Here is a 24,055-nt window from a genome sequence, read left to right on the forward strand (position 1 = left end):
TCCCTGGTCGGTCAGACACCGCGGAACTCCCCGGGACGCCGGTCGCGGAAGGCCCGTAGCCCCTCGGCGCGGTCCTCGGTGGCGAACAGCACCGAGACGGTCTCCTGCTCGAAGGCGACGGCGGCCGTCAGGTCCATGCCGAGGCCGTGGTCGATCAGGCGCTTCCCCGCGGCGAGCGCGAGGGGTGCTCCGGCGGCGAGCCGGGCCGCCAGCGCCTCGGCGGCCTTGAGCGCCCCGCCCGGCTCGGCCAGCTCGTTGAGCAGGCCGAGTGCGTGGGCCCGTTCGGCGTCGATGGGTTCGCCGGTGAGGATCATCTGTTTGGCGATCGCCGACGGCAGCAGTCGCGGCAGCCGCTGGGTGCCGCCCGCGCCCGGCAGCACGCCGAGCTTCATCTCCGGCAGCCCGAGACGCGCCCCGCGCTCCGCCACCCGCAGGTCGCAGGCGAGCGCGAGTTCCAGACCGCCGCCGAACGCGAAGCCGTGGATCGCCGCCACCGACGGCTTGGGGAACTCCTCCAGCAGCGCGTACGTCTCCGTCAGCCGCCCCACGAAGGCCCGGAACTGCCAGGGGGTGGTGAACGACTCGATCTCGCCCAGGTCGGCACCGGCCGAGAAGGCTCGGCCCGCGCCGGTCAGCACCAGGGCGCGTACGCCGTCGTCCTCGCGCACCCGGGCCAGTGCGTCCCGCAGCAGCCCGACGGTCTCGGTGCAGACGGCGTTGAGCCGCTCCGGCCGGTCCAGGGTGAACACGGCCACCCGGTCGCGTACTTCGACGCGCAGCACGTCGCTCACCTCACACCATCGTCAGGCCGCCGCTGACCGAGAGCGTCTGCCCGGTCATGTAGGCGGCGTCGTCGGACGCGAGGAAGGCCACCACACCGGCGATCTCGTCAGGGCGGGCGACCCGGCGCAGCGGGATCGCCCGCACGGTGGCGTCGTACATCCTCTGGCTGTACTCGGCGACCTGGCCGAGCAGCGCGGTGTCGGTGGGGCCGGGGCAGACGCAGTTGACGGTGATGCCGTGCCGGGCGACCTCGCGGGCGAGGGCCTTGCCGAAGGCGATCACGCCGCCCTTCGTGGCGGAGTACACCACCTCGCCGGAGGAGCCGACCCGGCCGGCGTCCGAGGCGATGTGGACGATCCGGCCGCCGCCGCGCTCGATCATCGGGTCGAGGACGGCTCGGGTCACCGTGATCGTGCCGCGCAGGTTGACGGCGATGATCCGGTCCCAGGTCTCCTCGTCGCCGTCGACGAAGCGCCCGACGACGTCGACGGCCGCGTTGTTGACCAGCACGTCCACCGGCCCGAGCGCGGTGGTCACCCGCTCGACGGCCGTCCGCACGGCCGCGCCGTCGGAGATGTCCGCGCCGACTCCCGTGGTGCGGACGCCGTGCCGTTCGGCGAGGGTGGCGGCGACCTCGGCGGCGGCCTCCGCGTCCACGTCGCAGACGGCGACTGCGGCTCCGTGCGCGGCCAGCGCGTCGGCGACCGCCTCGCCGATGCCGCGGCCCGCCCCGGTCACGAGCGCCACCTTCTCCCGTACGCTCACGCGCCCTCCCTGGCCTGGATCCGAATCAGCGCTATCGTATAACTACTTCAGCTGAATAAGCGAGATGCCTGAATGGGGAGCCGAGGATGCGCCGAGAGATCTTCACCGAGGAGCACGACCAGTTCCGGGACGCGGCCCGCTCCTACTACCTGCGGGAATGCGTCCCGTACAGCGAGCAGTGGGAGCGGGACGGGCAGGTGAGCCGGGCCGCCTGGACCGCCGCGGGCAAGGCCGGACTGATCGGCTGGGAGTTCCCGGAGGAGTACGGCGGCCAGGGGATCCGGGACTTCCGCTACAACGCCATCATGGCCGAGGAGATGGCGGCCACCGGCTCGGTCGGCATCGGCCTGGGGCTGCAGAACGACGTCATCCCGCCCTACCTGATGCGGCTGACCACCCCCGAGCAGAAGGCCCGTTGGCTCCCCGGCGTGACCAGCGGCGAGACGATCTGCGCGCTCGCGCTCTCGGAACCGGCCGCCGGATCCGACCTGAAGGGCATCCGCACCACCGCCCGCCGGGACGGCGACGAGTGGGTGATCGACGGCTCCAAGACCTTCATCACCAACGGCATCCTGGCCGACCTGGTCGTCGTCGCCTGCAAGACCGATCCGGCCGCCGGCCACAAGGGCATCAGTCTGATCGTCGTCGAGCGCGGCGCGGAGGGCTTCGAGCGGGGCCGCAAGCTGGACAAGGTCGGCATGAAGGCCCAGGACACCGCCGAGCTCTTCTTCCACGAGGTCCGGGTCCCGGCCGGGAATCTCATCGGGGAGGAGGGGCGCGGTTTCTACCACATGATGGGCAACCTTCCCACCGAGCGGCTCGCCATCGCCGTCTCCGCGCTGGCCTCGGCCGAGCGTGCCTTCGAGGTCACGCTGGAGTACGCCAAGGACCGCACCGCCTTCGGCCGGCCGATCGGGCAGTTCCAGGCCAACCGGTTCGCGCTCGCGGACATCAGGGCCCGGCTCTCCGCCGCCCGGGTCTACGTCGACGGCTGCACGATGGCGCTGGTGCGCGGCGAGCTGACCGCCGACGAGGCCGCCGCGGCCAAGTACTGGACCACGGAGACCTGCTGGGAGGTCATCGACCGCTGCATGCAGCTGTTCGGCGGCTACGGCTACGTCAACGAGTACGAGATCGCCCGCATCTGGCGGGACAGCCGGGTCCAGCGGGTGTTCGGCGGCACCTCGGAGATCATGCAGGAGATCGTGGGCCGCTCGCTTGGCCTGTGATGGGAGTCCTCGTTATTGACTGTCTTCGCTGAATAGGTTAGCTATTTAGTCGCGTGGAGGTCGATTGTCGAGGCGCGCGAGGAGGCACCCGTGGTCACGGTCGACGTACAACTGCACCAGGACAGGGCCGAGCGGGACCTGCCGCAGCCGCGGCTGGTCATCGGCGGCAAGGACGTGACCGACGCCGGCGGAGGTGTCCACGAGCACCGCAACCCGGCGACCGGCCTGGTCCAGGCGCACATCCCGCTCGCGGGCGCGGCCGAGGTGGACCGGGCGGTCGCCGCCGCCCGCCAGGCCTTCGAGGTGTGGGGCACCATGCGCCCCGCGGAACGCCGCCTCCTCCTCACCCGCTTCGCCGGTCTGATCCGCGACCGGATCCCCGACTTCGCCGCGATCTGCCCGCTGGAGAACGGCGTCTGCGTCGGCGGCTGGGCGGAGAACGTCGGACCGCACGTCGCCGAGTGGACCGAGTACTACGCCGGCTGGGCCGACAAGATCGAGGGCATCGTCGGCGCGGCCTACAGCCCGCACGAGAACGTCGAGTACACCCTCGCCGAGCCCTACGGCGTCATCGGCCACATCATCACCTGGAACTCGCCCGCGCTGTCGCTGGCGATGAAGGTGCCCCCGTCGCTAGCCGCCGGGAACACCGTGGTGATCAAACCCGCCGAGTCCACACCCTTCTCCGCGCTGCTCTTCGCCGACCTGGCCCGCGAGGCGGGCATCCCCGACGGGGTGATCAACGTCGTCACCGGGCTCGGCGACGCGGGCGCGGCCCTGGTCCGGCACCCCGGCGTCGACAAGATCTCCTTCACCGGCGGCCCCGCCACCGCCCGCCGCATCATGGCGGACGCGGCCCTGAGCCTCAAACCGGTGGTGTTCGAGCTGGGCGGCAAGTCCGCCAACCTGCTCTTCGCCGACACCGACCTGGACACCGTCGTGCCCTACTGCGCGGCCTTCGCCATGAGCAACACCGGCCAGGGCTGCGCACTGCCCACCCGGCTGCTGGTCGAGCGGCCCGTCTACGACGAGGTCGTCGCCCGCGTCACCGGGGTGGTCGCCCACCTGCCCGTCGGCGACCCGCTCGACCCGACGACGTACATCGGCCCGCTCATCGACGCGAACGCCCGCGACCGCGTACAGCAGGTGATCGACAGGGCGGCCGAAGCAGGTGCGGGGAGGCTCGTGTACGGCGGCGAACCCATCGACTCCGACGGCTACTTCGTCACCCCGACCGTCTTCGCCGACGTCGACAACCGCAGCGACCTCGCCCAGCGGGAGGTCTTCGGCCCGGTCCTGGCCATCACCCCCTTCGACACCGAGGACGAGGCCGTCGCCCTCGCCAACGACACCGAGTACGGCCTGTCCGCCTACCTCCAGTCCCGCGACATCGCGCGGGTCAACCGGCTGGTGCCGCGCCTGAAGGCCGGCACGGTCTACGTCAACCCCGGCCCCAACCCGATCACTTCACCCGCCACACCGTTCGGCGGGGTCGGGATCAGCGGGTTCGGACGCGAGGGCGGCAAGGCCGGACTCGACGAGTTCATCCACGTCAAGGGCGTCGGGACAGCCCGCGTCTGACGAGACCTCACAGGAGCGATTTCAGATGGATTCCGCCCGCCGCCTGACGTTCGGCGACCTCATCCGCGAGCACCGACGGTCCTACCCGGACCAGGTCGCCCTGGTCGACGGCGAAGTCCGGCTCACCTGGCCGCAACTGGATGAGCGCACCAACCGCCTCGCCCACGCCCTGACGGAGGCCGGCGTCGGACCCGGCGACCGGATCCTGTGGCTGGGGCAGAACTCCTTCCGCATCTGGGAGCTGCTCGGCGCCGCCGCCAAGACCGGCGCCATGGTCTGCCCCGGCTACTGGCGCTGGGCCGCCCCGGAAATGGCCTTCGCCATCGAGGACTTCGACCCCCGGGTCATCGTCTGGCAGGACGCGGAGATCGGCGACACGGTCGCCAAGGCACGGGCCGAACTCGGCGACGGTCAGCGGGCGTTGTGGCTGCGGCACGACGCCGAAGGACCCGGCGCCTACGAGTCGTTCCTCGCCTCCGGCGCGCCCGAGGACCCGGCCGCCGACATCGACCCCGACTCCGCGCTCCTGGTCATCTACACCGCGGCGATCAGCGGACGCCAGTCCGGCTCCATGCTCTCGCACCGCAACCTGCTGGCCATGGGCGTGAGCGCCGCCTGGATGGGCGACATCGGCCGGGAGGCCGCCTTCCTCGGCGCAGGACCGATGTTCCACATCGGCAACTACCAGTTCTGGGGCATCCCGGCCTTCGTGCACGGCGGCAAGAACGTCATCGTGCGCCGCGTCGTCGCCGAGGAACTGCTCCCGCTGCTGGCGGCGGAGCGGTGCACCCACGCCTACCTGATGCCCCCGACCATCGCCCGGCTGGTCGAGCTGAACCGCGAGGCCGGCCACGACCTGTCCCAGCTGCGGGCGAGCGTCGCCGCCCCGCTGTGGCAGGGCACCGTGCCCACCGACACCAGCCGCTTCACCCGCAACGGCGGCGGCGAGGGCCGCGGCTACGGGCAGACCGAGGTGACCGGCTTCGCCGTGACCGGCGCGTACGGCGACAGCGGCCTCGGCAACGCGGGCCGCCCCGGCCCCTTCACGGCCGTCCGCATCCTCGACTCGGCCGGCCAGGAGTGCGAGGTCGGCGAGATCTGCGTCCGCGGCGACCTCGTCCACCTCGGCTACTGGAACCGCCCCGAGACCAACGAACAGCGGTTCCGCTTCGGTTGGTGGCACACCACCGACCTGGGCCGCCGCGAGGCCGACGGCACGATCAGCTTCCTCGGCACCACGACCCGGATGCTCAAGTCCGCCGCCGAGAACATCTTCCCGGCCGAGGTGGAGAACTGCGTCGAGGCGCACCCGGCGGTCAGGGAGGCGGCCGTCATCGGCGTCCCCAACGAACGCTGGGCCCAAGACGTCAAGGCCGTCGTCGTCCTCCACCCGGAGGCGGACCCGGTCACCGCCGAGGACCTGATCGAGCACTGCCGGGCACGGATCGCCTCGTACAAGAAGCCCAAGACGGTGGAGTTCGTCGACGCGCTGCCGCGCACCAAGGACTACGCCAAGGACTACGACGCCCTCGACCGGCGCTTCGGCGGAGGCGGCTACCCCGGCGGCGAGCAGCTCGGCGCGGGACGGTGACCGCGACCGACCGGTGGCCCGTCGTCGTCGGCGTCCACGCCACCGAACAGGCGCTGTCCCTGCCGCACCGCGACGCCATGGACCTCGCCCTCGAAGCCGTCACCGGAGCCATCGCGGACGCCGGGCTCACCCCGGCCGACGTCGACGGCGCCCAGGTCGACTGGCCCGGCCCCGGCGGCGTACCCGGCGAGGGCAGCTCCTGGGCCCGCCTCCTCGGCCGCGACCTGCGCTGGACCAGCGACTCCATGCTCGACAACGCCGGCTCGCGCGGCCTCCTGAAAGCCGCGGCGGCCGTCCGCGCCGGATACGCCGACACCGTCGTGGTCGGCGGCTGCAAACTCGTCTCGCGCGGCACCGGCCCCGTCGGCGCCGGGGTACCGCTGGAGTTCGCGGACGTCTGGGGCAGCTATGTCGTCGCCCAGTTCGCGCTGGTGGCCGCCCGGCACATGCACGAGTACGGCACCACCTCCCGCCAGCTCGCCGAGGTCGCCGCGACCATCCGCAACAACGGCACCACCAACCCGGAGGCGATGATGTACGGGCGCGGCCCCTACACCGCCGACGACGTGCTCGCCTCCCGCATGGTCGCCACGCCCTTCCACCTCCTGGACTGCTGCATCGTGGGCGAGGGCGGCGCCGCCCTCGTGGTCACCACCGCCGAACGCGCCCGGGACCTCCCGCAGCCACCCGTCGCCGTCCTCGGCGGCGGAATGGAGTACCACCAGGCCGCCTACGCCAACCCCGCGCTGCACCGCGAGGCCGGACAGCTCGGCCGGGACGCCGCCGCCCGCGCCTACGGGATGGCCGGCACAGGGCCGCACGACGTCGACGTCTTCTCCCTCTACGACCCCAACTCCTTCGAAATCATCCGCCAGTTGGAGATCCTCGGCCTCTGCGCCGAGGGCGAGGGCGGCCCGCTGGCCGCCTCCGGTGCGATCGCCCTCGGCGGCAAGCACCCGGTCAACCCGGACGGCGGGTGCCTCGCCTACGCGTGGAACGGAACCCAGCAGATGACCCTCAAAGTCGTCGAGGCCGTCCGGCAGTTGCGCGGCACTGCCGTGCACCAGATCGACGGCGCAGAGGTCGCCGTCGTCGGCAACGCCGGTTCGGGGGCCCAGCACTACGAGATGAGCGTCCTGGGGAGGCTGCGATGACCGGCCGCCCGGTGCCCGTGCCCACCGCCCTGTCCGAGCCCTTCTGGGCCGCCGCCCGGCGCGGCGAACTGGTGATCCCGCACTGCCCGTCCTGCGGCCTGCGCTTCTTCACCCCCGAACCGGCCTGCCCCGGCTGCCTGTCCCGGGACTGGCGGTACGCGCCGAGCGCCGGCCGGGGCACGGTCTACTCCGTGACCGTGGTGCACCGCGCACCCGGCCCCGGCTTCGACACCCCCTTCGCGCTCGCCGTGATCGACCTGGACGAGGGCGGCACCCTGCTGTCCCACGTCGACGCCGACGCCCCGGACACCGTCGCCATCGGCATGCGCGTACGCGTGGACCTCCGGCCGCTCACGGACGACATCACCCTGCCGTACTTCGTGCCGGAGCACACTCACTGAGGTGGAGGTGGGCAGAGTGGCGCACACACCGGTACGGGTGCCCAAGATGGCCGAACTGGTGGCCGCCCGGCTGCGCCGGATGATCGTCCGCGGTGAGCTGACCGAAGGCGAGTCGCTGCCGTCCGAGACCGCCCTCATGGAGCAGTTCGCCGTCTCCCGGCCGACGCTGCGCGAGGCCTTCCGGGTGCTGGAGTCGGAGTCCCTGATCAACGTACGCCGGGGCGCCCGGGGCGGGGCACGGGTCCAGATCCCGGAGGGCACGGTGGCGGCCCGGTACGCCGGGGTGGTCCTCGAATACCGGGGCACGACCCTCAAGGACGTCTACGACGCCCGTACGGTGATCGAGGCACCGTGTGCCGGCCTGCTCGCCGAGCGGCGCACGGACGAGGACCTGGCACGGCTGCGGGCGGCCGTCGCCGAGGCCGAGGGGCTCATGGACGATCCCTCGGCCTTCATCCGCGCCCACACGGAGTTCCACGCCCTGGTCGTCGAACTCGCCGGCAACCAGACGCTCGGCGTCCTCAACGGCATGGTCCGGCACATCATCGACCAGGCCAACTGGTCCCACGTCGACCTCGACGCCGGCAGTCCGGAGAACATCCGCGCCAACCGCCGCGGCTTCCGTGCCCATGTCGCACTCGTCGACCTGGTGGCCGCCCACCGGTCCGAGGCCGCGGAGGAACTGTGGCGGGTCCACCTCCAGGAGGCCGAGGACTACCTGCTGCAGAGCAGGTCCATGACGACGGTCCTGGACCTGCTCGGCTGACCCGTTCCGGCGGATGACGCGCGCCGCCGTCAACGCGCGCCCCCGTCAAGGGATGCGCAGCTCCCGCACGATCGGCTCCCACACCTCGGCGTCGATCTCGTAAGCGGTGTAGAAGGACACCCGGTCGACCAGGGCCCCGTACCGCCTGCGGATCTCACCCGCCACCCGGTCCGGCTCCGTCACCACCGCGAAGGTGTTCAGGACCTCGTCGTCGACGAGGGCGGTCATCGCCTCCCACTTGTCCTCGCGCCGGGACGTCGACAACGCGTGCAGCTCGTCGCCGAGTCCGCCCCAGCCGTGCAGTTCGAGGACCCCGCGGTAGGCGGGGGTGCTGCCGTAGAAGGCGATCTGCTGCCGGGTGCCCGCCACCGCGCGGGCCATCTCCTCCTCCGACCGGCCGGTGGCGGTCAGCAGCAGGTGGGAGACGGTGAAGTCGGCGCGGGTACGGCCCGACTTCGCGAGCCCCGCCGCCACGGTCGGGAGCGTGACCTCGCGCAGATAGCGCTCGGTGGTGAACCCGTGCGCGAGCAGCCCGTCCGCCACCTCGCCCGCCACCCGGGTCATCGCCTCGCCGACGGCTGCCACGAACACCTTCGGCGCACCACCGACGGCGGGCGGGGGAGAGAAGAACGGGGACATCAGCGTGTGCGTGTAGAAGTCACCCCGGAAGTCGAGCCGTTCGCCCTCGTTCCAGGCCGCCCAGACGGCGCGCAACGCGCTCACGTACTCCCGCATCCGGGCCGCGGGCCGGCTCCACGGCATGCCGAAGCGCCGCTCGATGTGCGGTTTGATCTGGCTGCCCAGACCGAGGACGAAACGGCCGCCGGAGTAGCTCTGCACGTCGTGCGCTGTGTAGGCGAGTTGCATGGGGGAGCGGGCGAAGGCCACCGCGATGGCCGTGCCGACCTCCAGACGGTCGGTGTGCTCGGCGGCCAGCAGCAGCGGCAGGAACGGGTCGTGCTTGGACTCGGACGCCCACAGCCCGTCGTAGCCGCTCTTCTCGTGATGCCGGGCCTCCTCGACCACCTCTGCGGTGCTCCACACGTTGAGCTTGCCGTCGACCTTCATACCGCTCCTTCGACCGCGTCCATGCCGATGCGCTGTGCCAGCAGTTCGCGGTGGTACGCGGGGTCGCCGAACAGCAGCTGTGATGTCTTCGCCCGCTTGAGATACAGGTGGGCGGGGTGTTCCCAGGTGAAGCCGATGCCGCCGTGCACCTGGATGTTCTGGCCCGTCGCCTGCAGACAGGCGTCCGAGCAGAAGGCCTTCGCGAGGCTCGCCACGGCCGGGAGCCGCGGGTCGTCCTGCTCGGCCGCGAGCAGCGCGAAGTGCGCGGCGGCACGCGCCGACTCCACCTCCATGAGCACGTCGGCCAGCAGGTGCTTCACGGCCTGGAACGAGCCGATCGGCCGCCCGAACTGGTGCCGCACCTTGGCGTACTCCACCGCCATGTCGAGCGCGCGGGAGGCCACCCCGACCTGCTCGGCGGCCAGTGCCACCGCGGCCCGGTCGAGCACCTCCGCCACCAGGTCCCAGCCGTCGCCGTGGGTGCGCAGCCGCTCGGCCGGTACCTCGTGGTAGTCCAGGCGTGCCTGACGGCGGGTCGGGTCCGTCGTGGGCAGGGCTTCCCGGGTGAGCCCGGGCGTGTCGCCGTCTACCACGAACACCCCGATGTCGTCGTCGGCGGTTCGAGCGACGGTGAGCACGATGTCGGCCGCGGCGCCGTCGAGCACGAACGTCTTGTGCCCGGTCAGCCGCCAACTCCCGTCGCTCTTACGGGCGGTGAGCGCGTTTCCGGCCGCGTCCCAGCGGGCGGAGTCCTCGGTGAGGGCCAGCGTCGCGACCAGTTCGCCCGAGGCCAGGCCCGGCAGCAGCCGCTTGCGGGCGTCCTCGTCGGCCGAGCGCAGCAGCGTGGTGGTGGCCAGCACCGTTGAGGACAGGTACGGCGCGCACAGCAGGGCGCGGCCCATCTCCTCCAGCACGGCGCCCACTTCGACGGGACCGCAGCCGGCGCCGCCGTACTCCTCGGGAACGGCCAGCCCCTGCAGCCCGAGTTCGCCGCCCATCCGGCGCCACAGGTCCCGGTCGAAGCCTTCGGGCGTCTCCATCAGGCGTCGTACCTCGGACTCTGGCGAGGTGTCCGCGAGGAACGCCCGTACGGTGCGGCGCAGTTCCTCCTGCTCCGCGCTGAACGCGAAGTCCATGGCCGTGCCCTCCTCTCCGGTTCAGCGACGGCCGCGCGCGGCGGTGATCCGCTCGACGGCGGCGATGTGGTCCGGCGCGTGCATGGAGTCCCGCTCCGCGAGCAGGGCAGGCTCCATCACGGTGCCCAGCGCCTGCTCCAGATGCCGGTTCACCGCCCGCTTGGTCTCCCGCAGCGCCTGCGCGGGCAGCGCGGCCAGCCGCCCGGCCAGGTCCATGGCCTCGTCCCGGAGCTTGTCCTTCGGCACGGCACGGTTGGCGATGCCGAGGCGGACCGCGTCCTCGGCGCTCACCCGCTCGCCGAGGAACAGCAACTCCTTCGCCCGGACCGCGCCGACCAGCGATGGCAGCACGAACGCACCGCCGTCGCCCGCCACCAGCCCCACCTGGACGTGCGGGTCGGCGAGATAGGCGTCGTCGGCGACCAGCACCAGGTCGCTCAGCAGGGCCAGGCTGCAACCGAGGCCCACAGCCGGTCCGTTGACCGCCGCGATCACCGGCAGTGGGCAGCGGATCATGCCGGTGATGATCCGGCGGGCCTCCTCGACCTGCCGCTCGCGGAAGGCGGTGTCGCGCTGGACCCGGGTCATGATCCCGAAGTCGCCCCCGGCGCTGAACGCCCGCCCGCGCCCGGTGAGCACGACGGCCCGCGCCTCCGGGTCGGCCGCCAGGTCGTCCCACAGACCGGCGAGCCCGGTGTGCAGCTCCTCGCTCATGGCGTTCAGCTGCTCGGGCCGGTTCAGCTCCACCAGCCGGACCGGCCCGACGGCCGTCACCAGCAGATCGGTCAGCTCCGTCATCTCCACCGCCGCAGATCACTAACGAGTAAGTAGAGCTGAATGCTATAACTAATTAAGCTTAATGAGAACCGGTCGACGGTGACGGAGGACGCGCATGGCGCAGCAGCGGTACGAGACCGTACGGGCCGAGGTGGCGGACCGGATCCTCACCGTCACCCTCGACCGGCCCGAGAAGCTCAATGCCTTCAATCCGCGGATGATGCAGGACCTGCTCGACGTCCTCGACGCGGCCGACGCCGACGACGACGTCCGTGTGGTCGTCGTGACCGGCGCCGGCCGGGGGTTCTGCGCGGGCGCCGACGTCAGTACCGGAGGCTCCTCCTTCGACCACCGCAAGGCAGGCGCCTGGCACCGGGACAGCGGCGGCCGGGTGGCGCTGCGGATCTTCGCCAGCACCAAGCCGGTGATCGCGGCGGTCAACGGACCGGCGGCGGGGGTCGGGGCCAGCATGACGCTGCCCATGGACATCCGGCTGGCCTCGACCACCGCGAAGTTCGGCTTCGTCTTCGCCCGGCGTGGCATCGTGCCGGAATCCGCCGCGAGCTGGTTCCTGCCGCGTGCGGTCGGCATGCAGCGGGCCATGGAGTGGGTGGCCACCGGGCGGCTCTTCGGCCCCGACGAGGCGCTGGCCGCCGGGCTGGTCCGCTCCGTGCACCCGCCCGGGGAACTGCTGCCCGCGGCATACGCGCTGGCGCGGGAGATCGCCGAGAACACCGCGCCGGTCTCGGTCGCGCTGTCCCGGCAGATGATGTGGCGGATGCTCGGCGAGCCGCATCCGATGACCGCCCACCGGCTCGACTCGCGGATCATGAGCCAGATCGGCGGCGGCCCCGACCCGAGCGAGGGCGTGGAGTCGTTCCTCGCCAAGCGCCCGCCGGACTTCCCGGGCCGGGTGAGCGCGGACCTGCCGCCCGTCTATCCGTGGTGGCGGGACGACGAGTTCCGCCCGCTCGGAGAGTAGGACGGCAGCCGGGTCGCGCGTACGCGGAACGTGCGTGAGCGCGCAGGAGGGCCACGCGGTCACGGTGCCCGGTCCCGGGCAGGCCGCCGCCCCCCTCACGGCAAGACGAAATCCGGCCGAAACATTGTCGTGCCCCGCGCGAGGTGTTAGCGTCCGGACGGCGAGCATTCAGCTGAATGCGTTAAACCATTCATCGCTTGGACGGTCACGATGAGCGGTGGTCTGCTGCACGAGTCCTTGCGCGGTGTCGACTGGGGCGTCGCCACCGCAGACATCCTCGCGGCCCCGCCCCCGCCCGAGCCGGAACGGGTCGGGCACTTCGGTCGGTGGACCGACGACATCCACCAGCTGGTCGGCTCTGCCCCGGGCACCCACCGACTGGTCGCCGGCTGGCCGCTGCTCCAGCCCGACGGCCCCGGCACCTGGGACCGGGACGCCCTGGACCGCTGCGACCGGGCCCTCGACAGCCTGCTCGCGCGCGGCCTGCGGCCCCGTCTCACCCTGCTGCACCTGACACTGCCGCCCTGGCTGGAGGAGGCCGGCGGCTGGCTCGCCAGGGACACCGCCCAGCACTTCGCCGCCTACGCCGCCGAGATGGGGCGCCGCTTCGGCGACCGGGTGGACGGCTGGATCACCTCCACCGACCTGGCGAGTCCCACGCTCGCCGACCACGTGGCCGGGCTGTACCCGCCGAACCGCGCCATCGGCCGGGCGGGCCTGCGCTCCGTCCACCACCTTCTGCTCGGCAACGGACTGGCCACGCAGGCGCTCCGCGCGGCCGGCGCGCACGGCCGGATCGGTACGACGGTCACCCTCGCCGGCGGCTACGCGGCCACCGACGACCCCTTCGACCGGATCGCCCTGGCCCGGCTGGAGAACTGGGCCAACCGCCTCTTCCTCGACCCGCTGCTCCTCGCCGAGCACATGGTGACCGAGGACGACATCGCCCCCGTCGAGGCCACCGGCTGCGTCCACCCCGGCGACCTGGAGACCATCGCCACCACCCAGGACATCCTGGGCCTGTCCTGGCACACGCCCTTCCGCGTCACCGCTCCGGAGAACCTGCCCCGCGCCCTGCCCGCCGGAAAGTGCCTGGGCCCCCTCAACGAGGTGAACAGCCTGCTGATGGGCCTCGGTTTCGCGGTCATCCCCTTCGACGACGTCGAGACGACCGCATACGGCTGGCCCATCCTCCCCGAGGGGCTCGCCGACGCCGTCGCCGGACTCCACGACCTCTACGGCGACCTGCTGCCCCCGCTGGCGGTGGTCGACAACGGCATGGGCGACCTCGACCTGGTCGACGAGACCGGCCACGCCGACGACGCCCGTCGCCGCGCCCTGCTCCGCGCCCGGCTGACCTGGCTCGCCGGAGTCGTCGCCCAGGGCGTGGACGTGTGCGGCTACGAGTACTGGTCGGTGCTGGACAACGTGGAGGCCAAGTTCCGCTACACCCGGCTGTACGCGATGGCGGTCCCGGACCACGAACGGCCGCCGTGCCCCGAGATGCCGTCCGACTGGGTGCACGGCGAAGCCTTCGGAGGCGGCGGCGCGCACCAGGTCCCGGAAACCGGCCGGACACCCGGACTGACCCTGGTGCCGGCCCCCTCCCGGCCTCAGCCGCTCTGAGCCCCGTAGGCCTCGTAGTCCTTGCCCCGGATCAGCCGCACCGGCGTGTAGACGAGCACGTCCTCGTCGCGCTGGTTGCGGACGGTGACGCGGCTGGTCACCACGCCCCGGCCGGGCTTCACGGACGGTCGGCACGCGGTGGTCTCCACGACGGCGTACAGCGTGTCGCCGACGTACACCGGGCCCAGCACGTCCAGCTCCATGTGCAGGAACGCCAGCCCCGTGCCGTGCAGCACGTTCGTCTGCAGCACCAGTCCCTCGGCGAGGCAGTACGTGAGGGCCCCGGGGACGAGCCGCCCGGTGTATCCTCCCGCCGCGGCGTGCGAGGCGTCCCAGAACAGCGGCTCGGTGAAGCCGCCCCAGGTGACGAAGTTGACCAGGTCGGTCTCGGTGACGGTACGCCGGGCGGTCCGGAAGACCTGCCCCACGGGCATCTCCTCGTACGTCAGCCCCTTGACCAGCGGGCCGACTTCAGCGCGTTGCGGTGTCATACCGGGATTCCTCTCCAGACGCGATACGTGATCCGCGATACGTGATCCGCGGCGGCGGGCGGGGTCACAGATCGAGCGGGTGCTTGGCGGCCACGCCCTCGAAGTCCGGGGCGCGCTTCTCGCGGTGGGCGGCCAGACCCTCGACCACCTCGTGCCCGCCGAACCCGAAGAACTCCAGGCCCAGGGACGCCTCGAAGATCGGCTGAGCCGTGCGGTACCAGTGGTTGAGGGAGCGCTTGGTCCAGCTGATGGCACCGGCCGGACCCGCGGCGAGGGCGGTCGCCACCCGCAGGCCCTCGGCGTGCACGTCCTCGTCGGCCACGCACTTCGAGACCAGCCCGATCCGCTCGGCCTCCTCGCCGGTGAGCGTCTCGCAGGTCAGCAGGTAGTACTTGGCCTTGGCCATCCCGCACAGCAGGGGCCAGCAGATCGCGGCGTGGTCCCCGGCCGCGACCCCGAGGCGGGTGTGCCCGTCGACGATCTTCGCGGTGCGGGCGGCGATGGAGACGTCCGCCAGCATGCCGACGACCAGACCCGCGCCGACGGCCGGACCGTGGATCGCGGAAACCACCGGCTTGGAGCAGTTGACCACCCCGTACACCATGTCCCGGGCCTCGCGCATCACCCGGGCCCGCACCGTGTAGTCCTCGGTCATCGCCTCGATGGAGTCGAAGGTCCCGCCGGCCGAGAAGGCCCGGCCCGCCCCCTGGACCAGCACCGCGCGGGTCTGCTCGTCGCGGTCGATCACCCGCCAGACGTCGGCCAGTTCACCGTGCATCCGCGGGTCCACGGCGTTGACGGGCGGAGCGTCGAGCACGACGCGCAGCACGCCGGGCGCGGGCCGCTCGAAGGTCAGAGCCGTGAACGGCGCGTAGGGATCGGTCACGTCACCCTCCTGGTGTAATCAGTGCGGATACTATAATTATCTAACTGTATCGAGAGGTGCGGGACAAGCATGGATCTCACCTTCAGTGATGAACAGAACGAACTGCGCACGGTCGTGCGCTCGTTCCTGGCCAGGCACTCCGACGAGGCGGCCGTGCGGCGGCTGGCCGCCGACCCGCGCGGCCACGACCGGGCCGTCTGGCGACGGCTGGCCGGCGAAATCGGCGTGCAGGGCCTCGCCGTCCCCGAGGAGTACCGCGGCTCCGGCTTCGGCTACGTCGAACTCGGCGTCGTCTTCGAGGAAGCGGGCCGCGCGCTGCTCTGCGCACCCCTGTACGCCACCGTCGCCCTCGCCGCCGAGGCACTCCTGCGCTGCCCCGACGAACGGGCCCGGCGCGACCTGCTGCCCGGCATCGCCGGCGGCGACACCGTGGCCACCCTGGCGCTCACCGAGGACACCGGCCGCTGGGACGCTCCCGGCATCCGCCTCACCGCCCGCGAGACCGCCACCGGCTGGCGGCTGACCGGGACAAAGACCTACGTCCCCGACGGCCACGTCGCCGACCTGCTGCTGGTCGCCGCCCGCACCCCCGGCGGCATCAGCCTCTTCGCCGTCGACGCGGGCGCGCCCGGCCTGACCCGCACCCCCCTTGCCACCCTCGACGAGACCCGCAAACAGGCCCGCCTGGAGTTCGCCGGCACCCCCGCCCGGCTGCTCGGCGCCGAGGGCACCGCGTGGCCGGTCCTGGAGCGCACCCTCGCCACCGCCTCCGTACTGCTGGCCGCCGAACAGGTCGGGGGAGCCGCCGCCGCGCTGGACTCGGCCGTGTCCTACGCGAGGATCCGCGAGCAGTACGGGCGGCCCATCGGAACCTTCCAGGGGATCAAGCACAAGTGCGCCGACATGCTCGTGGAGATCGAAGCGGCCCGCTCGGCCTGCTACGCCGGACTGTGGGCGCTGGACGCCGCGGACGAGACCGGGACCGCCGTCTCGGCGGCCCTTGCCCAGACCTTCTGCTCGGAGGCGTTCACCCGCGTCGCCGGCGACGCGATCCAGATCCACGGCGGCATCGGCTTCACCTGGGAACACCCCGCCCACCTCTACTTCAAGCGGGCGAAGAGCTCCGAGACGCTGCTCGGCCCGCCCTCCTACCACCGGGAACTGCTCGCCACCCGCCTCGGCATCTGAGCACCGGCCCCTGACCACAGGCATTCGATCACTGGCCCCCGATCACTGGCCCCCGATCACAGGCATCCGATCACCGGCCGCCGATCACCGGCACCTGATGGTCGGCACCTGATCACTGGCATCCGACCACCGGCAAAGGAGCTGGCATGGAGATGGACTTCGGGCCCGCCGTACGCGACTTCCGCGACGAACTGCGGGACTGGCTGGCGGACCACCTCGTGGGGGAGTTCGCCGCACACCGGGGCGTGGGCGGCCCCGTGGACGGCGCGGCCTGGGAGGTCCGGCTCGCCTGGGACCGCGAGCTCTCCGCCGGCAACTGGCTGGGCGTCGGCTGGCCGCGGGAATTCGGCGGCCGGGGGCTCGGCCTCCTTGAGGAGATCGTCTTCGAGTACGAGTACGCGCGCGCCGACGCCCCCTACCGGGCCACCGGAAACGCCCTCGACCTGCTCGGCCCGATGCTCCTCCAGGCCGGCACCGAGGACCAGAAGAAGCGCTTCCTGCCACCGATCCTGGCCGTGGAGGAACTGTGGGGCCAGGGCTTCAGCGAACCCGGCGCGGGTTCCGACCTGGCGTCCGTGCGCACCCGGGCCGAGCGCGACGGCGAGGAATGGGTGGTCGACGGGCAGAAAGTGTGGACGTCCTTCGGCGTGCACGCCGACTGGCTCTATGTCCTCACCCGCACCGACCCGGACTCCCGTCGCCACAAGGGCCTGACCATGCTGCTCGTCCCGGCCGACCAGCCGGGCGTGGAGATCCGCCCCATCCGCAACCTGGCCGGCCAGGAGGAGTTCGCCGAGGTGTTTCTGTCCGGCGCGCGCACCGGCGCGGACATGGTCGTCGGCGAGGTCGGCCGGGGCTGGCGCACCGCCATGGCCACGCTCGGCATCGAGCGCGGCGCCACCCTGCTGCCCCAGCAGCTCACCTTCGAACGGGAGGCCGAGGCGCTGATCGACCTGGCCCGGGAGCGGGGCGCACTGGACGACCCCATGCTGCGCCGCCGCATCGTGGACGCCTGGATCTCGGTCCGCATCATGCGCACCACCAACCTGCGCACCGTCGCCGAACTCGTCGCGGGCCGCACCCCGGGCGCCCAGGCCACCACCGCCAAGCTCTACGCCTCCACCCGTCACCAGGAACTCGGCCACCTGGCCATGGAGTTGGCCGGTCCTGCCGGCCAGATCGTCGGCGCGGACTACGGCCTGGACCCGCGCCAGCGCTCCTTCCTGCTCTCCCTCGCGGAGACGATCTACGGCGGATCGAGCGAGATCCAGCGCAACATCATCGGCGAACAGGTGCTCGGCCTGCCGAAGGAACCACGCCCATGACCACCCCGGACGCCCCCCTCGCCGCCCTCGACCGCATCGACCGCATCGAGTCCCACCTCGCGATCCAGCAACTCCCCGTCCGCTACGCCCTCGCCGTCGACGGACGCGACCTCGACGCCTGGGTCGGCTGCTTCCGCCCCGACGTCGACATGGGCCGCCACGGCCGGGGACGGGACGCCCTGCGGACGTACATCGAGCCGCTGGTCCGCGGCTTCCACCGCTCGATCCACCAGATCTGCGGCCACCGTGTCGAGTTCACCGGCCGGGACACCGCCACCGGCTCCGTGTACTGCCGGGCCGAGCACGAGGTGGGAGAGCGGTGGATCGTCATGGCCATCCGCTACCTCGACGACTACGCGCGCGTGGACGGCGAGTGGTACTTCTCCCGCCGCCGAGAACAGCACTGGTACGCGGCGGACGTGACCGAGCGCCCGCAGGCGGTCGGCTTCGAGGGCTGGCAGGCCGCCGGACGTCCCGCCCTGCCGGCGGCCTTCCCCTCCTGGGCGGCCTTCTGGAAGGAGACGTGATGGCACGGCTGACAGGCAGGACCGCCCTGGTCACCGGCGGCGGGCAGGGGGTCGGCCGGGGCATCGCGCTCGCGCTGGCCGCGGAGGGCGCGGCGGTGGTGATCAGCGGCCGCACCGAGAGCACCCTGAAGGACACCGCCCAGGAGATCGCCGAACGCGGCGGGCGGGTCCGCACGGTGGTCGGGGACGTCGGCGAGCGCGACGACGTCGAGCACATGGTCGCCGAGACGGTACGGGAGTTCGGCGGCCTGCACGTGCTGGTCAACAATGCGCAGAGCTCCGTACAACGCCCCCTGGCCGAGACCTCGTACGACGACCTGCAACTGACCTACCGCAGCGGCCCGTTGGCCACCTTCCACGCCATGCAGGCCGCACTGCCCCACCTGAAGGCCGGCCGGGGCAGCGTGGTGAACCTCGGCTCCTCGGCCGCGGTACAGGGCGAGGCGACCTTCGCCGCCTACGCGATGGCCAAGGAGGCGATCCGGGGCCTGACCCGGGTGGCCGCACGGGAATGGGGCCCCTACGGAATCCGGGTGAACGTCGTCTGCCCGGCCGCCCTGAGCCCGGCGGCGGAGGACTTCCTCGCCACACACCCGGACAAGGCCGAACGCGTCCTGGCCGGCATCCCGCTGGGCCGCATGGGCGACCCGGAACAGGACATCGGCCGCGCTGTGGCCGCACTGGTCAGCGACGACATGGCGTACCTGACCGGGGCCACCCTGATGCTGGAGGGCGGCCGCACGCTCCTCGGGTGAGGGCGGCTGTCCTCGTGGGATTCCCGGGAGTTGGGGCAATTACGTCGAAGTGGTGTACGTCAGGGGGACGTAGTGCCTCATAGTGAGTGAACCGTATTCGTCGCATCAGGGGGACAGGCGATGGATTTCCTTGTGTTGCTCGTTGTCATCGGACTGGTGTGGCTGGTGGTGACCGTCGTACGCAAGATGATGTCGTCGGCACCAGGGCACCATGGGCAGACCGCGGGGCACTACTACCCGGACATCGACGAAGAGGAGTTCGAGCCCGCCGTCGCGCCGCGCGGGACCGCGCACCGTGACATCCCTCCGCTGTTCCCCGACTTCTACCACGGGGTGCTGTTCGCGGTGGGGAAGGAGCCGACGCCGCAGAACCTGCTCGCACTGGTCGAGTACGTGAGCCAGATGCTGACCTTGAACGCCGTCATGTGGTTCCAGCAGACCGGTGACGCGGCGGCGCAGGAACGCTTCATGAACCGCTTCCGCGGGGGCGGCGGTGACGACCAGAAGCTGGAGCTGGTCACCGACGACATGATCGACTTCCTGTGGGCGTGGCGCCCGTCGACGCATCAGGCGCTGCGCGACTGGATGCCCGAACTGGAGCAGAAGCTGACCGGACCGGACAGCAAGTTGTGGCAGTTCGGGGACGAACTTCCGTTCGGGATCTGGGAGATGAAGGACTGAACGCCGTGTCCGATCCATCCGGGCACGACGGGGTGCTCGATCCGGTCATGGCGCTCGCCCGGGTGCGCGAGCGGCTGGCGCGGTTCCGTGCGGGGGAGACGGCAGCCGTCCTCACCGAGGAGGCGACGGCGGAGGCCGCACGGGCCGTTTCCGAGCGGCCCACCCCCGAAGGCGTCGTCGCGGTCGCCTGGCTCTACGAGTACCGGGCCCTCGCCGTCGAGGAAGCCGACGGCGAGGACGCACAGTTGGCCCTCACCCTGTTCGGCAAGGTCGCCCGCGTGCTGCCCCGAGAGGTGCCCGCGCACGTCGCGCACGTACTCGCCATGCTGGACGCCCCCGCGCACGACGCCATCCACCGAGTGTCGCGGACAGTGGCCGACGCCGAGCAACTGATCGAGAGCGGCGCGGCGTCCGTCAGCCCCGTCCCGCTCGACCAGGCGGTGGAACTGCTCAACCGGGCGCTCGACGAATGGCCCCGGAACGGGACGCGACGACACGACGCCCTCGGGCTGCTCGGCAGAGCGCTCCGGCGCAGGTACGCCTTCGATCCCGGGGAACCGTGGCGCCTGGACAAGGCGGTCGCCGTCCTCACGGAGGCCGTGGCGACCGCCCCTGCCGAGGATCTGTTCGGCCACGCACATGCCCACAACCTCTGCACCGCCCACCTCGACCGTTACGACGCGACGGGCGATCTCCGGGACCTGGAGGCAGCGGAGGAGGCGAACGCGGAGGCACTGCGCAGGGTCGTGGCCGGCGATCCGCAGCGCACCAGGCTGCTGACCCAGCGCGCGGACATCCTCCGTACCCGTACCACGGCCGGTGTGGACAACCGCCTGCCGGAGGCGGCGACCGCATGCCGGGAGGCGATCCGTGCGCTGCTGCCGTGGAGTGCCGCGGCGCCCTATGTCCACTCGGCCGCGGCGAACGTCCTCGCCGACCACTACGTGTACGGGCACGACCTCGACGTGCTCGACGAGGCGATCGACAGCGCGCGCGTCGCGGTCACCGGAATCCCTGAGCAGGACGGCCGCGAGGCGGTTCTCGCGACCTACGGCAGACTGCTCATGCTGCGTGCCCGGCACACCGGGACCACCACCGACCTCGACGCCGCGCAGGACGCCCTCGCCGCGGCCGTCGGGACGTTGCCGGCGGGCCACTCCGGTCGCACCGCCCACCAGAGCGACCTCGCGGACACGCTCTACGAGCGCCACCTCGCCACCGGCGACGAGTCCGTCCTGCAACAGGCCCTCGAACACGCCCGCCAGGCCATCGACGGCGCGTCCGTGACCGGCACGGTCGTCCCCGATCTGCTGAACAGCCTGGGACGCATCCTGATCGCACGCTACGAGCTGACCGGCGACCCCACCGACCTGACCGAGGCCGTCGAACGGCTCCGGCAGGCGGAGGAAATGTCACCGCCGGGCAGCAGAATGCGCGGTGTCACCCTGCTCCACCTCGGCAACGGGCTGATGCTCCAGGCCGCCCTCGTCATCGGAACCGACCACCGGAACAGGGCGTACGCCGAGACCATGGCCGTACTGGAGGCGGCAGTCGACGCCCTGCCGCCCGGGCCGGACCAGCAACTCGCGCTCAACAACCTCGCCTTGGTCGTCCGCGGCCACGACGGCGGCGACCGCCCGCAGGCCCTGCGCAGGGCGCACCGCATCTTCCGGGAGATCCTCGCCTCGGCGCCGGCAAACAGCCAGACCAGCGAACTCGCGTCGTTCAACCTGGCGTTGACCCTGCTGCAGGAGCACGAGCAGCCTGGCGGGAACGGGCCGGGCTCGGACGACCGCCTCGCGGAGGCGGAGGAGCTGCTACGGGCCGCGTACGGCCGGGAGTCTCCCGGCCGGCACACCTATGCGACCGTCGCCTGTGCGTTGGCACGTTGCCTCGCCCTGCGGGCCGCCGCCGACGGCAGGCCGGGCCCGCACGCGGAAGCCGTCGCCCTGCTGCGCTCGGTCGTCGAGGCCGCCGACGGCCACACGCCCAGCAGCCGCGCCTCCGCCGCCGCGCAGTTGGGACGCCTGCACGCCACCACCGGTGACTGGGCCGCCGCCGAGCGCGCCTATGCGCGGGGGATCGAGCTGCTGGCCGGAGCCGCAGCGCCGCAGAGCGGCCGGGACGCGCAGGAACGCCACATCGGTGCCTTCTTCGGTCTTGCCGCGGACGCCGCCGCGAGCGCCCTGGGCGCGGGCGACCCCGTACGCGCGCTCGAACTGCTGGAGAAGGGCCGCGGACTCCTGCTTCCCGCCCCGCCCGACGACCCGTCGCCCGCCTCGTGGACCGGGGCCGCGGACGGCCGCACCGTGGTCGTCGTGAACACCGGCAGACTCCGGTGCGACGCGCTGCTCGTGCGGGACGGGGCGGTCACGGTCGTCCCGCTGCCTGGACTCGACCACGCCACTCTCGTCCGCCAGACCGGTACCTTCCTCTGGGGTGTCCAGCGCGCCCAGGATCCCGCGTGCCCGCCCGAGGATCTGTACAAGGCCCAGCATGTCGCGGTTCCGGGCGTGCTGCGCTGGCTGTGGAACACCACCGTACGTCCGGTGCTCGACGCCCTCGGTCTGACCGGGCCGCCGGCCGCGGGCGCCCCCTGGCCGAGGATCTGGTGGTGCCCGACCGGCCTGATGTCCTTCCTGCCGCTGCACGCGGCGGGCGAGCACCGCTCGATGTACGACGGGTCGACGGGCGCGGGCGCCGTCGACCGCGTGGTGTCCTCGTACGCCCCCACCCTGCGCGCTCTGGCCACGGCCGCCCGGCGGGCCGACGCCGTACGAGGGGGCGCCGGGGGCCTTCTCGTGGTGGCACCGGAAACCCCTGGCACCGCCGCCCTGCCCCAGGTACCGGGAGAGGTCGCCGGGATCAAGGGGCACCGCCCCGGCTGCACCGTGCTGTTCGGCGCCCAGGCCACGAAGGAACGGATCCTCCAGGAGATCCCGCGGCACGCATGGTTCCACTTCGCCGGACACGGCACCCAGAACATCGAGATCGCCGACAGCGCGAGTCTGGTGCCCCACGACTACGCGTCCGGCGGCCGCCGCCTAGGACTGTCCGATCTGGGGGATCTGTCCCTGGACAGGGCGCAGCTCGCCTTCCTGTCGGCCTGCCAGACCGCGGTGGGCCACCTCGCGCTGGCGGACGAGCACACGCATCTGGCCGGGCTGCTGCAGGCCGTGGGTTTCCCGCACGTCGTCGGCACCCGATGGACCGTACGCGACGGCGTCTCCGCGGCCGTGGCGACGGAGTTCCACCGGCTGGCGGCCCTGCACGGCAGTGCCTTCGACCCCGCGCTCGGTCTGCACCTCGCGGTCCGGGAGGCACGCCGAGCCCATCCCCAGCCGTACGCGTGGGCGCCGTTCGTGCACTTCGGGCCGTAGGCCCGTGTCCGGCTCAGGTGCCCGGGTCGAACACCAGCGTGGGGTCGTCGGAGCCGCGGTACACGTGGGCCGTCAGCCGTAGCCCCGCGAGCGGTTCGTCCGCCGCGGTCGCGGGGAGCGGGTGACGCAGAGCGCGGTACAGCTGCTGACGGTGCAGGTCGAACGCGACCTGCAACAGGACCGCGTAGTCCTGGCAGGCGCGCGGGAGCCACCATCCCCAGGCGCCGACGACGAAGAGCACGGCGGACAGCGCCCACGGAGTCCAGTACACCGCGGGCAGCACGAGCACCGCCCACAGTCCGGCCGCGACCGTGGCGTCGAGCCGGTTCCGGGCGGCGGCGAGATCCCGTTGGAGGGTCTCGGGGAGCAGGGTCCACAGATGCGGCCACAGGATCACCGCGTCCAGGCCGTACTTGTGCTGCGGCTCGGCCTCCGCGGAGCGCAGGATGTTCCCGACGCGCGTCGGCATGGCCAGCTCCGGGTCGCGCGGGCTCCAGCGCAGCCGGGCCTCCAGCCTGGCGTGGTCGGCGCGTTCCCGGGCGCTGAGCGGAGGCCGGCCGACGGCCGACGGACCTCCCTCAAGACGCGTCTGGAGCGGCCTCCACGCGGCGGCATCGGCGGCACGGCGTGTGGTGTGCCGCTGTCGCAGCCACCCGCTCACCCCGGACAGGAACCCGGGCCAGTACCCCTCCATGAGACGCAGGGCGGGAAGCGTCAGCTGCCGCATCAGCGCACCGGATCCGGCGAGCGCGATCAGCGCCACCAGCAGCAGCGCGATCTGTTCGCCGGCATGCATCGTGCCCACGGTGTCGAGCCGGTCCGCCAGGGCCTGCCTGGGGTGTGGCTGTCCACCGGCCCAGGCGAGCAGTATGAGCAGCCAGTACACCGCCGCGGCCAGTCCTGTGGCCAGCCAGCGTTCGACGAGTTTGCCGGCGGCCGCGCTCCAGAAGGTCGGCACCCCGC

22 protein-coding genes are annotated in these 24,055 nt (G+C 72.2%); 14 read left to right on the forward strand and 8 right to left on the reverse strand.

The window, feature by feature from the left end:
• Positions 1-11: 11 nt before the first annotated feature.
• On the reverse strand, positions 12-791 hold the full coding sequence (locus ACGF5O_RS37410) for an enoyl-CoA hydratase/isomerase family protein (RefSeq protein ID WP_393814370.1): 780 nt from the start codon (positions 789-791) through the stop codon (positions 12-14).
• 1 nt (position 792) lies between these two features.
• Complete coding sequence (locus ACGF5O_RS37415) at positions 793-1,548, reverse strand: glucose 1-dehydrogenase (RefSeq protein ID WP_393814371.1); 756 nt, start codon at positions 1,546-1,548, stop codon at positions 793-795.
• Between the two features lie 86 nt (positions 1,549-1,634).
• Here ACGF5O_RS37415 and ACGF5O_RS37420 point away from each other — a divergent pair, with 86 nt between their 5' ends.
• From ACGF5O_RS37420 to ACGF5O_RS37445, 6 genes are all read left to right on the forward strand, one after another.
• Positions 1,635-2,777 (forward strand): acyl-CoA dehydrogenase family protein, encoded by a 1,143-nt coding sequence (locus tag ACGF5O_RS37420; RefSeq protein WP_393814372.1) that lies wholly within the window; start codon positions 1,635-1,637, stop codon positions 2,775-2,777.
• Positions 2,778-2,867: 90 nt separating this feature from the next.
• Entirely contained in the window at positions 2,868-4,358 is a 1,491-nt protein-coding gene (locus ACGF5O_RS37425; protein WP_393814373.1) for an aldehyde dehydrogenase family protein, read from the forward strand.
• A gap of 25 nt (positions 4,359-4,383) precedes the next feature.
• The gene (locus ACGF5O_RS37430; protein ID WP_393814374.1) at positions 4,384-5,949 is read left to right on the forward strand and encodes an AMP-binding protein; all 1,566 of its coding nucleotides are present in this window, start codon (positions 4,384-4,386) and stop codon (positions 5,947-5,949) included.
• Entirely contained in the window at positions 5,946-7,103 is a 1,158-nt protein-coding gene (locus ACGF5O_RS37435; protein ID WP_393814375.1) for a thiolase family protein, read from the forward strand. The genes ACGF5O_RS37430 and ACGF5O_RS37435 overlap by 4 nt, the downstream gene beginning before the upstream one ends.
• On the forward strand, positions 7,100-7,504 hold the full coding sequence (locus ACGF5O_RS37440) for a Zn-ribbon domain-containing OB-fold protein (RefSeq protein WP_393814376.1): 405 nt from the start codon (positions 7,100-7,102) through the stop codon (positions 7,502-7,504). Before ACGF5O_RS37435 ends, ACGF5O_RS37440 begins: the two co-directional genes overlap by 4 nt.
• A 1-nt stretch (position 7,505) precedes the next feature.
• Positions 7,506-8,270: a FadR/GntR family transcriptional regulator gene (locus tag ACGF5O_RS37445; RefSeq protein WP_393814377.1), complete on the forward strand. Its 765-nt coding sequence runs from the start codon at positions 7,506-7,508 to the stop codon at positions 8,268-8,270.
• 45 nt (positions 8,271-8,315) lie between these two features.
• On the opposite strand, the gene ACGF5O_RS37450 is transcribed toward ACGF5O_RS37445, so the two are convergent.
• The 3 genes from ACGF5O_RS37450 to ACGF5O_RS37460 are packed head-to-tail and all read right to left on the reverse strand — an operon-like array spanning position 8,316 to position 11,272.
• Positions 8,316-9,338: an LLM class F420-dependent oxidoreductase gene (locus ACGF5O_RS37450; protein WP_393814378.1), complete on the reverse strand. Its 1,023-nt coding sequence runs from the start codon at positions 9,336-9,338 to the stop codon at positions 8,316-8,318.
• Positions 9,335-10,474, reverse strand: a complete 1,140-nt coding sequence (locus ACGF5O_RS37455) for an acyl-CoA dehydrogenase family protein (RefSeq protein ID WP_393814379.1) — start codon at positions 10,472-10,474, stop codon at positions 9,335-9,337. The genes ACGF5O_RS37450 and ACGF5O_RS37455 overlap by 4 nt, the downstream gene beginning before the upstream one ends.
• 21 nt (positions 10,475-10,495) lie before the next feature.
• The gene (locus tag ACGF5O_RS37460; protein ID WP_393814380.1) at positions 10,496-11,272 is read right to left on the reverse strand and encodes an enoyl-CoA hydratase/isomerase family protein; all 777 of its coding nucleotides are present in this window, start codon (positions 11,270-11,272) and stop codon (positions 10,496-10,498) included.
• Between the two features lie 94 nt (positions 11,273-11,366).
• On the opposite strand from ACGF5O_RS37460, the gene ACGF5O_RS37465 reads away from it, so the two are divergent.
• Both ACGF5O_RS37465 and ACGF5O_RS37470 read left to right on the forward strand, forming a co-directional pair.
• Entirely contained in the window at positions 11,367-12,233 is an 867-nt protein-coding gene (locus ACGF5O_RS37465; RefSeq protein WP_393814381.1) for an enoyl-CoA hydratase-related protein, read from the forward strand.
• 210 nt (positions 12,234-12,443) lie between these two features.
• Positions 12,444-13,859, forward strand: a complete 1,416-nt coding sequence (locus tag ACGF5O_RS37470; protein ID WP_393814382.1) for a family 1 glycosylhydrolase — start codon at positions 12,444-12,446, stop codon at positions 13,857-13,859.
• On the opposite strand, the gene ACGF5O_RS37475 is transcribed toward ACGF5O_RS37470, so the two are convergent.
• Both ACGF5O_RS37475 and ACGF5O_RS37480 read right to left on the reverse strand, forming a co-directional pair.
• Positions 13,847-14,350: a MaoC family dehydratase gene (locus ACGF5O_RS37475; RefSeq protein ID WP_393814383.1), complete on the reverse strand. Its 504-nt coding sequence runs from the start codon at positions 14,348-14,350 to the stop codon at positions 13,847-13,849. The genes ACGF5O_RS37470 and ACGF5O_RS37475 overlap by 13 nt on opposite strands.
• Before the next feature lie 64 nt (positions 14,351-14,414).
• Entirely contained in the window at positions 14,415-15,236 is an 822-nt protein-coding gene (locus ACGF5O_RS37480) for an enoyl-CoA hydratase/isomerase family protein (protein ID WP_393814384.1), read from the reverse strand.
• A 69-nt stretch (positions 15,237-15,305) separates the two neighbouring features.
• On the opposite strand from ACGF5O_RS37480, the gene ACGF5O_RS37485 reads away from it, so the two are divergent.
• The 6 genes from ACGF5O_RS37485 (at position 15,306) to ACGF5O_RS37510 (ending at position 23,092) form a co-directional block, all read left to right on the forward strand.
• Positions 15,306-16,424, forward strand: coding sequence for an acyl-CoA dehydrogenase family protein (locus tag ACGF5O_RS37485; protein WP_393814385.1), 1,119 nt, complete (start codon positions 15,306-15,308; stop codon positions 16,422-16,424).
• A 146-nt stretch (positions 16,425-16,570) separates the two neighbouring features.
• On the forward strand, positions 16,571-17,749 hold the full coding sequence (locus ACGF5O_RS37490) for an acyl-CoA dehydrogenase family protein (RefSeq protein ID WP_393814386.1): 1,179 nt from the start codon (positions 16,571-16,573) through the stop codon (positions 17,747-17,749).
• Complete coding sequence (locus ACGF5O_RS37495; RefSeq protein WP_393814387.1) at positions 17,746-18,276, forward strand: nuclear transport factor 2 family protein; 531 nt, start codon at positions 17,746-17,748, stop codon at positions 18,274-18,276. Before ACGF5O_RS37490 ends, ACGF5O_RS37495 begins: the two co-directional genes overlap by 4 nt.
• The gene (locus ACGF5O_RS37500; protein WP_393814388.1) at positions 18,276-19,031 is read left to right on the forward strand and encodes an SDR family NAD(P)-dependent oxidoreductase; all 756 of its coding nucleotides are present in this window, start codon (positions 18,276-18,278) and stop codon (positions 19,029-19,031) included. Before ACGF5O_RS37495 ends, ACGF5O_RS37500 begins: the two co-directional genes overlap by 1 nt.
• Before the next feature lie 120 nt (positions 19,032-19,151).
• Entirely contained in the window at positions 19,152-19,712 is a 561-nt protein-coding gene (locus tag ACGF5O_RS37505; protein ID WP_393814389.1) for a hypothetical protein, read from the forward strand.
• Between the two features lie 5 nt (positions 19,713-19,717).
• On the forward strand, positions 19,718-23,092 hold the full coding sequence (locus tag ACGF5O_RS37510; RefSeq protein ID WP_393814390.1) for a CHAT domain-containing protein: 3,375 nt from the start codon (positions 19,718-19,720) through the stop codon (positions 23,090-23,092).
• Between the two features lie 13 nt (positions 23,093-23,105).
• Here the strand turns inward: ACGF5O_RS37510 and ACGF5O_RS37515 are convergent, their stop codons facing one another.
• Complete coding sequence (locus tag ACGF5O_RS37515; protein ID WP_393814391.1) at positions 23,106-24,050, reverse strand: hypothetical protein; 945 nt, start codon at positions 24,048-24,050, stop codon at positions 23,106-23,108.
• Between the last annotated feature and the right edge of the window lie 5 nt (positions 24,051-24,055).

Source organism: Streptomyces sp. NPDC048291 (genome assembly GCF_043201715.1).
Taxonomy (GTDB): domain Bacteria; phylum Actinomycetota; class Actinomycetes; order Streptomycetales; family Streptomycetaceae; genus Streptomyces.